We start from the raw sequence: 15,274 nt of genomic DNA, 5'->3' as shown, positions 1-15,274 counted from the left end.
AAAAAAAAGATAAAAACACCTCCTATGTCATCACATTGATGACTGGCAAATCTTTTAGATAAAACTGAAGCTGTTTCTGATAAGTTTCCGGATCGAAATAATACCCTTCAGGCGATGTCGGATTAATCGTCACAGCTATCAGCTTAATTTTATCTAGTACGCAAATACTTACGCCGACCTTATTAAAATATATCCAGTCTAAATAATCAATAAATATCCTCGTTGCATCTTTGACAATAAAAGTCGTATGTTTGAAGTGTGGACTTGTTTTGATAATGTCCATCACGGTTTTGGTTACCAGTGAACCTGGTAATACAACATATGACGTATCCTTTTTCATTGCCTTTGCAATCTCTGTGCCAGCATTTAATGCTGTCTTTAAATTCAGAGTTACAACTTCATCACCAATGATTGCAATAGACTTCTCTCTTATAGCCTCATCGGCTATAGCCCTTATAGAAAGATCATCTAAGGCTTCTAACTGAAAAAGCGTTGCTTGATAAACAGTTTTCTCAATGGCCTTATCCATATCTCGACTCAAAACAGCACCAGTCGAGAGAATAGTTGCCTCTGTAATAGATGGTGAAGCCGTAGTTTTCCGATCAATGGCCCCATCCACTATTATCAGGTCAGCACCATAAGCCTTCATCTTTTCACCCGAAAGCATAATTTCATGGTTAGAACATGGTCCAGCTATCTGAATATAACCTGCCATTTTTACTCTACCAATGATTATCTTACCCATGGATGTGTAGAAATCAGTGACTTCTAACACTTCCATTTTGGCTTCAGATTTCTCAAACATAGATTCTGGAGTTGCTATGATGCTGCCTTCATATACGTAGATCAGTGGCTTTTCTGTACAAGTAACAATGTCCTGTTTTTCACCATCTCGACCAATTGAGGTTAAACCTATTGTTTTCCCGTTCTCATAGGCCTCATCGAGTATCGCGTTCAGCGTCACTGTTTTTCCTGCATTCTTAGCCATTCCTACAATAGAGATGGACTCATACTCACTAAAATATTCAAACATGTCCATCTCCTAGTTTTACTCGTGATGTGATCTCTTAGCTCTTTCAAGCTCTTTTAACTCAATGCTTACACGGTTACCTTGGTGTAAACCAGCTACACCAAATAACTTATGAGGCTTTTCAGAAGTACATTCTTCACACTTGCACTCATTCTTATATGGCTCTGGCTCAGCATAAGTAGTGATAACGCCTTCGTAATTTCTAAGTACAACCTTATCAGCTGATTGAGAAATTAAGTATTGTGGCATTACTGGAATCTTACCACCACCACCTGGTGCATCTACAACAAATGTTGGCACAGCATAACCAGAAGTGTGGCCTCTTAAACCTTCAATGATTTCGATACCTTTTGCAACTGGTGTTCTAAAGTGCTCGATACCTACTGAAAGGTCACATTGATAGATGTAGTATGGTCTAACTCTCATTTTAACCATATTGTGAACTAATTTTCTCATAACATGTACACAGTCGTTAACGCCTCTTAGAAGTACTGATTGGTTACCTAGTGGTACACCAGCATCAGCAAGAAGTCTACAAGCTTCTTTTGTTTCTGGTGTTACTTCTTTAGAGTGGTTGAAGTGTGTATTTAACCAAACTGGGTGATATTTCTTTAACATATCACATAGTTCAGGTGTGATTCTTTGTGGTAATACAACTGGAGTTCTTGAACCCAATCTAATGATTTCTACATGCTCGATTTCTCTAAGCTTAGAAATGATATACTCAAGTCTATCATCTGAAACCAGTAAACAGTCACCACCAGATAATAATACGTCTCTTACACCTGGTGTATTTCTGATGTATTCAATTGCCTTATCGATTCTATCTAGTGGCATTACATCATCTTGTGCACCAGCAAAACGTCTTCTAGTACAGTGTCTACAGTACATAGAACACATATCTGTAATAAGAAGTAAAACTCTGTCTGGATATCTATGTGTTAAACCAGGTACTGGAGAGTCACCATCTTCATGTAATGGATCGTCCATGTCATTATCAGTCTTATGAGTTTCAGCGATAGTTGGAATAGCTTGCATTCTTACAGGGCAATGTGGATCATTTTCATCCATTAACATTGCATAGTAAGGTGTAATACCCATTCTTAAAATCTCAAGAGATTTAATTACGCCTTCTTCTTCGTCTTTTGTTAGATTAACCACTTCTTTAAGCTGCTCTAAAGTTGTGATTCTGTTTTGTACTTGCCATTTCCAGTCTGCCCATTGCTCAGGTGTTACGTCTTTCCATAGCGAAATGTCATTATAATGACGCATAACTTTGTCCCCCTTTAATTAAGCGTATAAGTCTGTATAGACTTTTCTAATGATTTCAGATTCTCTAATAATCTCTAATGAAATATTTGCATGGTCTCTAGCATAACCATTACCAATAATCATTGTTGTGTCCATACCTACGCCCTCAGCACCTAATGCTGCTGCTGTAAAGCTAGTTGCCATACTGAAGAAGTAAATTACACCGTCAGCTTTTGTAGCTAAAATACATGACATTTCAGTATCTGGAATGTTAACACAGTTAATTGTTACATCAACCATTTCCCCGTTAGTCACTTCCATTACTTTTTCATATACATCTACTGAGTTAGTTGCATCAGCTAAAATAAATGAGTTAGCAAAGCCCATGTCTTTAGCACGCTTCATAGAAGCTTCATTATGTGCTAAACAAATGATGTTAGCATCTGGACCAGCTTGCTTTCTTGCTTCATATAAACAAAGCATACCTGATTTACCAGCACCACCAACTACTAATACAGTATCACCCTTTTTAACAAGTTTTCTTGTTTGTGCAGGTGCACCAGCAACGTCTAATACAGAAAGTGCTAAGTTTTCTGGAATGTCTGATGGTAACTTGGCATAGATACCTGATTCAAATAAGATTGCTTGACCTTTGATATCAACTTGATCAATGTCTTTTCTTACTTCAATAATTTCATCAATTTTAAGTGGTGTTAATGAAAGAGAAACCAATGTTGCAATTTTATCACCAACTTTTAAGTCAGTTTTACCTTCCATAGCAGGACCAATTTCTTTGATTGTACCGATTAGCATACCACCTGAACCAGTAACTGGGTTGTGGTGCTTACCTCTTTTAGCAACGATACCTAACATGATTTCTTTGATCTTCTCTACATCATTGTTAGCTTGACCTTTAATTTGTGTAAAACTCGCTGAATCAATATTCAATGTTTGAACATCGATTAAGATTTCGTTGTCATAAATCTCCATTGTGTTGTCAATTCTTTCAGCAGGTTGAGGCAACAACCCCTTAGGCTCAATAACACGATGCGTTCCAAATTTGTTTCCTTTTTTCATTTGAACTCCTCCATTAATCAATAATTTTGTTCATAACAATTCAATAACCGTCCACATATAATGCAAGTATGATGCCAATGCTAAAAATGGGTTCAAACTACATAAAAAAACAGAAAAAATACTATATCTTGTGTTTGTGAAGGAAAATGTTTTCCCTTTGTAAAAAAACATGTTTCCACACCGCCCATTTTTCGGCAATGAGTAGTTTTTACCTGTTCTCTTGTCTAGACCTTCGTATTTGCAATAGGTGTAAAAAAATTTATACCAATGTCTATAAAATTAGTGATTGTTCAAGTTAAAATTGCACGCGCCGAAATTTGGGCAACTGCCTATTTTTCGGCATATAAAAAACGGTAGATATTCTACCGTAATTCTTTAAGAGGTATTTTCTTTTTTATAGACCTTTCTCGATTCATCAAATACCTTTCCAAATGAGAAAGAATGCTTTCTTCTACTGCCTGTCTTGAGCCACTAGAAGTATAACCGATTACCCTAAGGGCAGGTGATATTTTATAGGCCATGGTGAAATCTTGATGTCTCGAACCTTTTGGCTCATAGACTTTGTCTGTTAAAACTCTCAAGTTTGAGTCATTACCATAGTCTGCCCATTGACTTGACCTCATAAAAATACTTTCCGTCTCAAGTGGTCTGACCTTTTCTAAAGGCTCTAGCCAGGCATCCATGCCTATTAGAAGTGAAACAGGATTCTCCATAACATACGAAACCTGTGCGCCACCACCTGTAGAATGTCCTATAAGAGCTAATTTATCTAAATCCAAATGATGATATAGTATCTTATGATGGTCATTTAAATAATCCAGACGTTCTATAATAAACTCTAAATCCTTTTCGTACATATCAATGACATCCAGGCCATCAGAAAGTAGATAATCATCTCTTATCAGTTCTCTGTTGCATAGGACAACTTGACCGGTATGCAACATGGAAACCGTCGCAATTTCAGTATGATCAGGTGCTACAACAATATAACCATAAGAGGCTAAAAGTTCTAGAAGATTAACATGAAGTGCTGAAAATGACCCCCATCCATGTGAAACAATAACTACAGGTAATTCACCTTCAATGACTTCTATATCCTTATAGGAGTTGGTCGTCACATCATTGAGTTGAGATAGGATAAAGTCAGGCATCTCGTAAAAGTCTGCAAACCCCTCAACCATACTTTCAGATCTAAACCACTTTTCAGGTGATTTACCCTGGCTATTTTCAGAAGGGTAATATATATGGACCGGCAGTTCTCTGTCTCTTATTTCGTCTATCAGATACATGGTTGTTGTGCCAACTACATACCTGCCAGATGGCGCTTCAATAGTAGGTGTGGAAAAAACAACCACAATTAAGCTTGTCATCACAAATAGGGTCACCATGAGAAGAGCCATCAGCTTTTTAAAGTTTGTCTTGTTGTGCAAGAACCAAATCAGCGGTAAGCCATACAATAAAGCAATCCGCCAAGTGATGCCATCAAATCTTATTTGAAGGATGGTTGTAATCAACTGAAAGATAAACCAGCCAATCATTTCCTTGCCTGGTCTCTTTAAAACAACAATCCTGAATATATTTACACATGATAATATCCATAAAAGGAATACAAATAGGCTCATAGTCTCCCCTAGCTAAAGAGCGCTTTAATTTCCTCCTCACTTAAACCAGTAATAAAGGTTTCTCCAGGCTGTATGACCTGATTGATTAAAGCTTTCTTCTTATCTTGCAACTCATAGATTTTTTCCTCTATGGTGCCTTTAGTAACAATTTTGATGACGTGAACCGTTTTCTTTTGACCTATTCTATGGGCTCTGTCAGTGGCCTGGTCTTCGACAGCAGGATTCCACCATGGATCACAATGAATGACAGTGTCAGCACCTGTAAGGTTTAGGCCGGTTCCTCCTGCTTTTAAGGAAATTAAGAAAACATCGTTTTCGCCCTCATTATATTTATCGACAAGAACAGAACGTTCTAAAGCCTTAGTCTTGCCATCAATGTAAAAATAGCCGACCTTTTTTTCATTCAGAAGTTCTTGTACATTTGAAAGCATGCTTGTAAACTGAGAAAAAATAAGCACACGATGACCACCGGCAAGTAATTCATCTAAAAGTTCACTTAGTAAATCTAATTTAGAACTGCCTCCATCGTAGTTATCTAAAAACAAGGATGGATCCAAACAGATCTGTCTTAATCTTGTCAGCGCAGCCAGTGTTTTCATATGACTCTTTTGATAACCATCTCTTTTATAGATGGCCTGAAGTTCCTCTTTGTATCTATTTAAATGGGCTACATAAACCTTCTTTTGTTCATCATTTAAATCTACAATCATTTTATTTTCTATTTTGTCTGGTAGTTCTTTTAATACATCTCCTTTTAATCGTCTCATGATAAAAGGTTGAACCATTGATTTTAATGATGTTGGTTCTTGATTTTTAATAGGCAATTCATACTTTGACTTAAACTTAGTAATACCACCTAAATACTGAGGCATGATAAAATCGAATATCGACCATAACTCTATCAAACCATTTTCTATTGGTGTACCCGTTAAAGCAAACTTTCTTTTTACATCTAATGATTTTAAAGCTTTTGCTGTTTTTGAATTTGGATTTTTAATGTGCTGTGCTTCATCTATAATACATATATCTAATGGCATTTCCTTGTAGATTTCTAAGTCATTTCTGACTAGAGCATAAGAAGTAATCAAGAGATCGTATTGGTCTAAAAGGCCTAACTTGTCTTCCCTTTGTTTCTTGTTACCGTCAATGATTAACCCCTTCATGTCAGGTACAAACTTTCTTATCTCATTCATCCAGTTATAAACCAAAGAAGTTGGTGCCACAATGAGTACTTTACTGGCAAGTCCCTCTTTGATTTCAGATTGAATATAAGTCAAGGTTTGAATGGTCTTTCCAAGACCCATATCATCTGCTAAGATACCGCCAAATCCGTATTTTGAAAGGGTTTTTAACCAGTTGAAGCCAGATGTTTGGTAAGGTCTTAATGTAGCATTTACACCTTCAGGCAAGTTGTAATTTTCTACAGCAGGCGCCTCTATCAAAGACTTCAGTTTATCATCCATAATGGCCGTCTGACCAAGGGCTTCATTAAAATAAAAAGCAAGATAAGTTGGTAGACGTTTCTCACCAAGTTCTAAGTCTTTACCTTTAAGGTCTAGATCTATGAGCATATCTGATATCTTTTCAAAATAAACATCATCCAGTGATAAGAAAGAACCATCTTTTAAACGATAATATTTTTTCTTTAAAATAATGTCGTCTATAAGAGAAGCTATTTCTCTTTGATCTAAACCATCTACTGAAAACTTAAAAGAGAAGAAATCTCCCGAAGTTTCCAGACCAGAAAAGACTTGAACAGCTTCCTTATCTTTTACCTCTAAATGTTTAAAGGCATCTGAATAATAGACATCCATGGACTGCTGCAAGGCCGGCAATCGATCGGATAAAAATGAATAGATGTCGTCAACATCACTCATATAATAACCTTTTTTAGATACCTTAAAGGCTGATGACTCCATGATATGCATAATCCTGTTTTCATGTTTTAAATCTCTTAGTAAAAATTGATCCTCTAAGGACTCAAAATCCTCCAAAGCATCAATGGTATAATCACCATAAACATGCTTGATTTCTGCATAAATAACAAAGTCTTTTTGATCTAAATACAAACGCGACTGACAAGGATACCTTAAAAGTTTTTCTTCCAGATTGCCATCAATGATGACATCAGATGATCTTTCTATAACTGGAAACATATAAGACATAAAATGGTCAATCTCATCTTTTTTGACATCTAGAAAATCATATTGGTGGTTGATCATCTGAAAAAGTGGAAAAAGCTCTTTTCTTTGATTGTCAGAAATCATGTGCATCTTATCATCTTTTCTTAGAACACCATAATCTTCTGTCAAGGAGTGATAGGCTTTTAGGTCCATCAGATTTAGCTGAAAGATATTTTCCTTTTCTTCTAAAACAAGCTCCGGCTTTATATCCTCATAAACGACATGAACCTGACTGGATGCATCTCTCATCTTTAAATGAATTGGCTTATTAATAAGCTTTAAAAATTTTTTAAGATGGTAAGCACTTAAATATATATCCTTTGTATCTATATTTTTATATTGTTGTTTTCTTTCATTAAAACTGTTGTAACTGATAAGCACGCTTTTTAAAAACTCAAATAAGTCTAAATCCTCTTGAGAAAAACGATGAACAAAAGGGTCGTATTCAAACTTCTTGCCAAATATATAGTTATGGTCTAGATTATCAAAGAAATGAAGTGGTTCTTTGATGATGTAATCCATATCCTGGCCTACCTTAACATTGACAGTTGCCTGATAGTTACTGATGGTTAAGGTATAATCTACGTTTAATTCCAAATGTCCCTGAGCTTTCTCAAAATCAGTATCCATGTAGTAGTCAAGGACTTGACATAAAGCCAATGTTTCAGGCGCTATGTTTTGATTGAATTTTGCATGTAATAAGGTTGCTACAATGTGTTTACAAAAGCCTGGGTATTCATGAAAGGCTCTGCAATCACAAAATGCATCATCAATAAGTCCATCATCTAGTCTAACGTCCACATGATAAGGGACACTGCCTTCAACTTTTGCATAAATACGTTCTAAGTCGGGTGCATAAGTCAGTCTAGTTACCCTATTACCCTTGTAATACTCATTCCCTCTTTTAAATACAGCCAGTGATGTAGATGCTCTTATAATGTCTTGTATTTCATAATTTAACATATCATTTTATCCCCAAACGACTCAGTTTGTATTGTAAGGTTTGTCTTGGAAGTCCTAACATTTTTGCAGCCTGAGTCACATTGTCGTCACTGGCTTCCATGGCTTTTTCTATCATTTGCTTTTCTAGCTGTAAAATGGCATGTTTTAAGTTAAGATCATCACTCTTTAAAACAAACTCATCAGAATAAGATTCTTTTGCAATATACGATGGAATATCCATCATACGTATGTTCTTGCCATCTAATATATGCATGGCACCCTTAATCACATGTTCTAGTTCACGAATATTACCAGGCCATGAATAAGATAAAAATAAACTTTCTACCTTTTTTGTTAGGCCTCTTACCTGCAAATAGAGTTGATCATTAAATTTCTCTATAAAATGCATGGTCAGTGGCAGTATATCTTGTTTTCGGTCTCTTAAAGGTGGTATTTCAAGAGATATGGAGTTCAGTCTGTAATAAAGGTCTCTTCTTAACTTACCATCTTCAACGGCCTTTAAAGGATCCATATTGGATGCAGCTATGACCCTGACATCAACCTTTCTAGACTGAACATCACCAACACGTCTTATTTTGCCTTCTTGCAAAACCCTCAGAAGTTTGGCCTGAAGCTCCATTGGCATGGAATTGATTTCATCAAGAAAAAGTGTGCCACCACCTGCAATTTCAAATAAACCTGGACGGTCTACCGAACCAGTAAAAGAACCTTTTTTTGTACCGAAAAGAATAGATTCTAATAAGGTTGATGGTAAGGCTGCACAGTTTTGTGCAATAAAGGGTGCACCAAGTCTTTTACCGGCATTATGGATAGACTGAACCAAAAGCTCTTTACCAGTACCCGTTTCTCCCGATACCAAGAGGTGCATGTCGCTCCTAGCAGCACGTGTTGCTCGTGATTTTAACCTTTGCATTTTAGGTTCTACAGATAAAATATCTGCAAAAGTATAAACAGCATCGTCATCAACGATATCAGACGGCTTATTAATGGTTTTTTCTCTCAGTATATGAACCGTTTCAGATAACTTCTTAACATCGGTAATATCTTTAGAAATCTCTACAGCACCAATAACCTCACCTTCTCTAATGATGGGTAAAGTCGTGTTCAGTGCATGTATGGTCTTGCCTTTATATGTTGAATAGTCCTGCTCAAAGTCGTAAATTGCCTGCCCTGAGTTTAAAACCCTTAACAAGGTCGATGTTTTAGCTGTTAAGGAAGGATACACTTCTAAGAGGTGTTTGCCTAAGGAATCCTTGATATTGATATCGTCCAGCATAGCAACAATTCGATTTGAAAATATGAGTTGTCCATCCCTGTTAATGGCCTGGACACCACTCGATATATTATCTAATACAATATCTATTATGGCTGGTTCGTAAATTGATTTCATTTTTCTCTCCCAAGTGCAATAAGCATTTGACCTAGTAGCTCTGATATGCCGCCTAATTCTTTTTCATCATTTTCCCTATATATATAAGCATGGTCCAGTAATTTAAACACTTCTACTACAGCCTGGTCTAAATCAAAGGCATCACCTAAAGTATCTAATGAATGATTCAGTTCATTGACCTTCTTAACAAGGGGCAACCAATAATCATTTAGTATACCCGATTGATAACCTTCATGGACCAGACGATTGTAGATCACAAGAGCCCTATAAGGTTGATCACATACTTTTCCTGAATAAATCTTCAGTTCATTTGTTAAATAGATGTTTACATGGCCAGTCACTAACTTGACCTCAGAAATCAAAGGATGTGCCATTAAGTGCTCTATCAGATTCTCTGGATTCATTTTTTTCTTTAACAGAATATTGGTCGTGTAGTCACCAAAGTTCTTCTTAGGAACAGAGACCTCAACTTTATCAGAAATGTAATCTTCTAAGTAAGATTTTAGCCACATCATTTGATATTGATCTCCAAGTGATTTTTACTGCTTGATACCTGCTCTAGAACCATTTGATACTTAATATCAATGTGTCCTTTAAGCTTGTCTACATCAACTGAGTGCTCAAGAGATTCGGTCTCCACGTGCATATCAAAAGCACCATAAGGTGTGTGATAAACAGATTCCATAGGATGACCCACTTCAAATACAATCTTAGATTTAGTTCCCCCAAATCTTGTCATGGTAATCACATCATGATCTATCTTTAACATGGTTCTTGACCCTTCCATACCAGATACTTCCGATTCATGATACATCAAATAAATGGATCCATTTTTCTCAAACAACTCACCTTCAGTAAGCATTTCAATAACTTGCTCTTCACCATCAATCTGCTCAATGGTTGATTTTATATCTATCATTATTTTACTCATACAAACTCCTTTTTCACTTACTCTTAATCATAACCCATATTGCCTAACTATTCAATTTTGCTCATTATTATTTCTTTATCTTTATAAGTAGATTAAATAACTTTTCATATGCAATTTATTTTATTATGGTGTACAATCGACTTAGGAGGTAATAAGCATATGCCAGAAGAATTTAAAGTAGGCTGTGTAAGACCTACAAGTGAAGACCAAGTAGAAGTTGAAAAAGTAGTTATGAAAGAAGAAGAGGTGAAAAGATCTATGTTGCAAGTTGGTAAAAAAGCACCTGATTTCACTTTATCAGGTTATCAGAATGGCGGGTTCTACAATTTTAAATTATCAGATTATCTAGGTAAATGGGTAGTTCTATGTTTCTATCCAGGTGACTTTACTTTTGTCTGAGCGACCGAAGTATCAGCAGTTGCTGATTCTTATCCTGCATTTAGAGAACTAGGTGCAGAAGTTTTGTCTGTCAGCGTCGACTCAGTATTTGTACATAAAATGTGGAATGACAAGGAGCTGTCTAAAATGGTTGAGGGCGGTGTACCATTTCCTATGTTATCGGATGGTGGTGGAAAAGTCGGTTCACTCTACGGCGTTTATGATGAAATCGGCGGTGTAGAAAATCGTGGTCGATTCTTAATTGATCCAGACGGTAATATCCAGGGCTTTGAGGTATTAACACCTCCAGTTGGAAGAAATGTATCAGAAACACTTCGACAAATTCAAGCTTTCCAACATGTAAGAAACTCTGGTGGTACAGAGGCAACGCCTTCTGGTTGGAGACCAGGCAAGAAAACATTAAAACCAGGTCCAGACCTAGTAGGAAAAGTATATGAAGAGTGGTCAGTAGAAGATGCTAAAGAATAATATTTAAAAAAGTGCACGTCATGTGCACTTTTTATTATGTTTATTCATATCTTAAAGCATCAATTGTGTTGAGTTTAGCTGCCTTATTGGCTGGATACATACCAAAGAATACCCCGATAAGCGCTGAGAAACCAACTGCTATTAAAACGACTTTAGGATCTACTGCCAGTGGTACCTTCATAAGCTTGGTGCCTACATAAGCAAGACCAATACCGCATATGATACCAATAATACCGCCAATGCCAGATACAATAATCGACTCAATCATAAACTGCGACAGTATGTCTTTCTTTTTAGCACCAATTGCCTTTCTGATACCGATTTCACGAGTTCTCTCAGTAACAGAAACCAACATGATGTTCATGATACCAATACCGCCTACTAAAAGGGAGATACCTGCTATGGCTGATACAAAGAGAGTAATGGTACCTGTAAACTTGTTCATCATTTTCATCTGGCTTTCCATACTGTACATTTGGTACATGTTCTTACCTACTGCATCATGTTTTCTAGCCAGTATCTGTACAATCTTGTTCATGGTTGTTTTAACATCATGACCTTTTTTAACATTGGCTTCTAAACTTTCATAGCCATCCATTTCATTGATCCTCGTGCCTACAGAAAGTGGTGTATAAAGGGTAAAACTATTGCCACTTGATCTTTCCATAGAAGAAGCTTGTTTTGTATAGATACCGATGATCCTAAAAACTTCAGTCTGACCGTTTACATCCACTTGAATCATTTGTCCTATTGGTGATTGACCCTTATAGTAATCATCAACCATTTTCTGGTCAACTACTGCCACTTGTCTCTCACCTTCAACGTCATCCTTAGAAAAGAATCTACCACCTGTTATGGTCATGTTTTCAATTTTATTATAAGACTCAGCAACACTCTTAAATGATAATGTATATGTTTTTCTCCCCTGTACAAGAGAGCCTGCAAAGTTGGCAGAAGGAGAAATACCTTCTAACTTATCACCATAAATCCTGTTAATCATATCCAAATCCTGATTGGTAATCATATAAGGATCCATGTCCATGTTTTCCATTTCTTCAGAATAGTTACCTACATAAATAGTTGCTCTATTGGCACCCACTTGAGAAAACTCCTTGGTCATCATAGACTTTTGGCCATTACCCAAAGTAACAAGAGCTATAACTGAAGAAATACCAATAATAATCCCCAGCATGGTCAATAAAGATCTCATCTTATTTGATTTTATCGATGATACTGCCATTTTAATTGATTCTGAGATATTCATTAACTCACCTGCCTTTTATCACTTACAATCAGGCCATCCTTTACAGTAATCACACGGCTTGTTTGATCAGCAATTTCTGGCTCATGCGTGACGACTACAATGGTATTGCCCATCTCATTTAAGTCTTTAAGTATTTTCATAACTTCATCTGTTGTCTTAGAATCTAAGTTGCCCGTCGGCTCATCTGCCAGTATAATCGATGGTTCTGCAACCAAGGCTCTTGCTATGGCAACACGCTGACGTTGACCTCCCGACATCTCATTGGGTCTGTTGTTAAAACGATCTCCAAGTCCAACGAGGGTCAATGCTTTTTCTGCTTTTTTTCTTCTTTCACTCTTAGAATCTTTACCATAAATAAGAGGCAATTCTACATTTTCAACTGCAGATAGCTTGGGCAGTAGATTAAAAGACTGAAAAATAAAGCCAATTTTTTCATTTCTCAGCTCAGATAACTGGTCATCATTCATCTCCTTGGTCAATGAACCATCAAGGATATATTCTCCATCTGATGCATTGTCTAAGCAGCCTAATATATTCATTAATGTAGATTTACCAGAACCTGACGGTCCTATAATTGATACAAATTCACCCTTTTCAATGGCCAAATCTACGCCCTTTAAAGCTTCAAAGACAATTTCACCTGTCCGATAAACTTTTCTCATGTCTTTTACTTGAATCATGATGCCTCCTAGAATATACCCATATCTTCTTCAACGACTCCAAAGCTATTGTTTAGAATTATCACATCACCAACATTGATTTCATCACTGATGACTTCTACATATAAATCATTTGATAAGCCTGTCAAAATCATCACTTGTTTTGTAGTACCATCTGGATTTTGAACACTTAAGTATTCTTCCCCACCAGGACCTGTTTGAATGGCTTCAAATTTTACAGACTTCACCTGACTACGTGAATCTACAAGTAACTGCATGTTTACTGAGAAGTTCGGTCTTAACTCAGGTGCTTTTTCATCCAACATAACCTTAATTTCTACATATGCTTGTTTCTTGCCATCAATCTTTTTAGATCCTGGTGCTATAAATGAAACCTTGCCAGTGTAAGTTTTACCTTTAGAAGAATTTGCTGTTACTGTTACAGCCTGTCCTATTTCAATTTTATTGATGTCTGCTTCAGATACATTGGCTACGATCACGTTTTTATCAAAGTTTTCTATAATCATTAAGTTGTTTGAAACAGCCTCACCAACAATAGAGTTGATGCTTGTTACTGTACCATCAATAGGTGCTTTTATAAGGTTCTTTTCTATACTTTTCTTTAAGTTTTCAATCTCTAGCTCCAAAGATTCTATGGTCTTTTCTTGTGAAAACAAATCAAAGTCTCTACTTGAATTCTGTAAGTTAAAAGTTGCATTTTCATAAGCTATCTTTGCAGATTCATATGCTGATATGGATTGATCATAAGTTTGCTTTGTAATAACGCCTGCATCCAATAAAGCTTTATCATTGTTCATTTTTGTTTGCGCTTCATTTAGAGACTGCTTAGACGACTTCAAACCGTTTACCAAAGACACATCACCGTTCTTTTGCATTCTTTGCAGTTTAACATTTTCAATTTCTAATTGGTTTTCCTTTGATTTTAAGTTCTTGATCAAAGTATCAGAATCCATTTCTGCAATAACTGTACCTTTTTTGATAACATCACCAACATTTACAAAGATCGATTCAATTCTTTCTTGAGAAGCTGGCTTTACATTTCTTACTTCTTCAGTTTTGATAGAACCATTTAGGTATATTTTACTTTCTATATCCGTTGTCTCAATTTGTGTTGTTGGCATAACCATAGCTGTTTCTGCATTAGAACCACCCTTTAAAAAGAAATATCCTCCAACCAACAAAATTGGTATTAAAATCAGTGCTAATTTTTTCATTTTCTCCTCCAGTCTTTTGATACTCTTAGTCTAATGAACTTTTGTATCGAAAATGTATCCATCGTGTACAAGTCATGTAAATCGTTCTTATTGGTCATGTTTTTACTTGAAATACTGGTATAATAAAAATAGGAGGTAGATATGAATCAAATACTTATAGTAGAAGACGAAAGCCATATCAGAGAATTTATTGGCTTATATTATAAAGCAGAAGGCTATCAGATTACTGAAGCAGAAGATGGTGAAGAGGCTTTAGACCTTTTTAAGAAAGGTAACTTTGATTTGATTGTTTTAGATATCATGATGCCCAAATTAGATGGTTATGCCGTTTGTAAAGAAATAAGAAGTCAATCCGATGTACCCATCATCATTCTTACTGCCATCACTACAGAGGAAAGCGAACTCAAATGTTATGAACTTGGAGCAGATGACTATGTCACAAAACCACTTAAAGGCAAAACTCTAATTGCAAAATCTAAGAGAATGCTCGATCGATACAAAGCATCAGACATTTTCACCTACGAGTCTTTATCCTTAGACTTTAAGAGTAGATTACTAAAACTAGACGGCAACAACATCGATTTAACACCAAAGGAGTATGAGCTTTTACATCATTTAATTGAAAATAAAAACATCGCCCTTTCAAGAGAGAGTCTTTTAGATGCCGTTTGGGGTTACTCTTTCTATGGTCAAACCAGGGTTGTTGATAATCATGTGAAAAAGCTTAGAAAGAAACTTGGAGATTATGCACATTTGATACAAACCGTCTCAAAAGTCGGTTATAGATTTCAGTTGTAGGTGA

General features: G+C 36.2%; 13 protein-coding genes. 2 read left to right on the top strand and 11 right to left on the bottom strand.

Going from position 1 to position 15,274, the window contains the following annotated elements:
- Nucleotides 1-22: 22 nt before the first annotated feature.
- The 8 genes from EZV73_RS05225 to EZV73_RS05190 all read right to left on the bottom strand — a co-directional run bounded on the left by EZV73_RS05225 (nucleotide 23) and on the right by EZV73_RS05190 (nucleotide 10,447).
- Nucleotides 23-1,033: a hypothetical protein gene (locus EZV73_RS05225; protein ID WP_240838995.1), complete on the bottom strand. Its 1,011-nt coding sequence runs from the start codon at nucleotides 1,031-1,033 to the stop codon at nucleotides 23-25.
- A gap of 15 nt (nucleotides 1,034-1,048) precedes the next feature.
- A complete protein-coding gene (gene ablA, locus EZV73_RS05220) occupies nucleotides 1,049-2,302 on the bottom strand; it encodes a lysine 2,3-aminomutase (protein WP_240838993.1) in 1,254 nt (417 codons plus the stop codon).
- 18 nt (nucleotides 2,303-2,320) lie between these two features.
- Nucleotides 2,321-3,358, bottom strand: a complete 1,038-nt coding sequence (locus EZV73_RS05215) for a zinc-binding dehydrogenase (RefSeq protein WP_240838991.1) — start codon at nucleotides 3,356-3,358, stop codon at nucleotides 2,321-2,323.
- A 362-nt stretch (nucleotides 3,359-3,720) separates the two neighbouring features.
- Nucleotides 3,721-4,980, bottom strand: coding sequence for a hypothetical protein (locus tag EZV73_RS05210; protein WP_240838989.1), 1,260 nt, complete (start codon nucleotides 4,978-4,980; stop codon nucleotides 3,721-3,723).
- A gap of 8 nt (nucleotides 4,981-4,988) precedes the next feature.
- Complete coding sequence (locus EZV73_RS05205; RefSeq protein ID WP_240838987.1) at nucleotides 4,989-8,126, bottom strand: SNF2 helicase associated domain-containing protein; 3,138 nt, start codon at nucleotides 8,124-8,126, stop codon at nucleotides 4,989-4,991.
- Between the two features lies 1 nt (nucleotide 8,127).
- Nucleotides 8,128-9,516, bottom strand: a complete 1,389-nt coding sequence (locus tag EZV73_RS05200) for a sigma-54-dependent Fis family transcriptional regulator (protein ID WP_240838985.1) — start codon at nucleotides 9,514-9,516, stop codon at nucleotides 8,128-8,130.
- Nucleotides 9,513-10,031 (bottom strand): hypothetical protein, encoded by a 519-nt coding sequence (locus EZV73_RS05195; protein WP_240838983.1) that lies wholly within the window; start codon nucleotides 10,029-10,031, stop codon nucleotides 9,513-9,515. The genes EZV73_RS05200 and EZV73_RS05195 overlap by 4 nt, the downstream gene beginning before the upstream one ends.
- Nucleotides 10,028-10,447: a DUF1934 domain-containing protein gene (locus EZV73_RS05190; RefSeq protein ID WP_240838981.1), complete on the bottom strand. Its 420-nt coding sequence runs from the start codon at nucleotides 10,445-10,447 to the stop codon at nucleotides 10,028-10,030. Before EZV73_RS05190 ends, EZV73_RS05195 begins: the two co-directional genes overlap by 4 nt.
- Before the next feature lie 159 nt (nucleotides 10,448-10,606).
- On the opposite strand from EZV73_RS05190, the gene prxU reads away from it, so the two are divergent.
- Nucleotides 10,607-11,314, top strand: a complete 708-nt coding sequence (gene prxU / locus EZV73_RS05185) for a thioredoxin-dependent peroxiredoxin (protein ID WP_255812852.1) — start codon at nucleotides 10,607-10,609, stop codon at nucleotides 11,312-11,314.
- Between the two features lie 40 nt (nucleotides 11,315-11,354).
- On the opposite strand, the gene EZV73_RS05180 is transcribed toward prxU, so the two are convergent.
- The 3 genes from EZV73_RS05180 to EZV73_RS05170 are packed head-to-tail and all read right to left on the bottom strand — an operon-like array spanning nucleotide 11,355 to nucleotide 14,472.
- On the bottom strand, nucleotides 11,355-12,578 hold the full coding sequence (locus EZV73_RS05180; RefSeq protein WP_240838979.1) for an ABC transporter permease: 1,224 nt from the start codon (nucleotides 12,576-12,578) through the stop codon (nucleotides 11,355-11,357).
- Nucleotides 12,578-13,258, bottom strand: coding sequence for an ABC transporter ATP-binding protein (locus tag EZV73_RS05175; protein ID WP_240838977.1), 681 nt, complete (start codon nucleotides 13,256-13,258; stop codon nucleotides 12,578-12,580). The genes EZV73_RS05180 and EZV73_RS05175 overlap by 1 nt, the downstream gene beginning before the upstream one ends.
- 8 nt (nucleotides 13,259-13,266) lie before the next feature.
- Nucleotides 13,267-14,472, bottom strand: a complete 1,206-nt coding sequence (locus tag EZV73_RS05170) for an efflux RND transporter periplasmic adaptor subunit (RefSeq protein ID WP_240838975.1) — start codon at nucleotides 14,470-14,472, stop codon at nucleotides 13,267-13,269.
- Between the two features lie 141 nt (nucleotides 14,473-14,613).
- Here EZV73_RS05170 and EZV73_RS05165 point away from each other — a divergent pair, with 141 nt between their 5' ends.
- Complete coding sequence (locus tag EZV73_RS05165) at nucleotides 14,614-15,270, top strand: response regulator transcription factor (RefSeq protein ID WP_240838973.1); 657 nt, start codon at nucleotides 14,614-14,616, stop codon at nucleotides 15,268-15,270.
- Nucleotides 15,271-15,274 lie beyond the last annotated feature (4 nt).

Source organism: Acidaminobacter sp. JC074, from assembly GCF_022496765.1.
Lineage (GTDB): Bacteria > Bacillota > Clostridia > Peptostreptococcales > Acidaminobacteraceae > JABXKX01.
Note: the sequence above shows the minus strand (reverse complement) of the source record. Positions and strands in the feature narration are given on the sequence as shown.

Bases quoted from the DNA above. Each gene is read 5' to 3' on its own strand.
- EZV73_RS05225 (WP_240838995.1), bottom strand. From the start codon at position 1,033: ATGTTTGAATATTTTAGTGAGTATGAGTCCATCTCTATTGTAGGAATG.
- ablA (WP_240838993.1), bottom strand. From the start codon at position 2,302: ATGCGTCATTATAATGACATTTCGCTATGGAAAGACGTAACACCTGAG.
- EZV73_RS05215 (WP_240838991.1), bottom strand. From the start codon at position 3,358: ATGAAAAAAGGAAACAAATTTGGAACGCATCGTGTTATTGAGCCTAAG.
- EZV73_RS05210 (WP_240838989.1), bottom strand. From the start codon at position 4,980: ATGAGCCTATTTGTATTCCTTTTATGGATATTATCATGTGTAAATATA.
- EZV73_RS05205 (WP_240838987.1), bottom strand. From the start codon at position 8,126: ATGTTAAATTATGAAATACAAGACATTATAAGAGCATCTACATCACTG.
- EZV73_RS05200 (WP_240838985.1), bottom strand. From the start codon at position 9,516: ATGAAATCAATTTACGAACCAGCCATAATAGATATTGTATTAGATAAT.
- EZV73_RS05195 (WP_240838983.1), bottom strand. From the start codon at position 10,031: ATGATGTGGCTAAAATCTTACTTAGAAGATTACATTTCTGATAAAGTT.
- EZV73_RS05190 (WP_240838981.1), bottom strand. From the start codon at position 10,447: ATGAGTAAAATAATGATAGATATAAAATCAACCATTGAGCAGATTGAT.
- EZV73_RS05180 (WP_240838979.1), bottom strand. From the start codon at position 12,578: ATGAATATCTCAGAATCAATTAAAATGGCAGTATCATCGATAAAATCA.
- EZV73_RS05175 (WP_240838977.1), bottom strand. From the start codon at position 13,258: ATGATTCAAGTAAAAGACATGAGAAAAGTTTATCGGACAGGTGAAATT.
- EZV73_RS05170 (WP_240838975.1), bottom strand. From the start codon at position 14,472: ATGAAAAAATTAGCACTGATTTTAATACCAATTTTGTTGGTTGGAGGA.
- EZV73_RS05165 (WP_240838973.1), top strand. From the start codon at position 14,614: ATGAATCAAATACTTATAGTAGAAGACGAAAGCCATATCAGAGAATTT.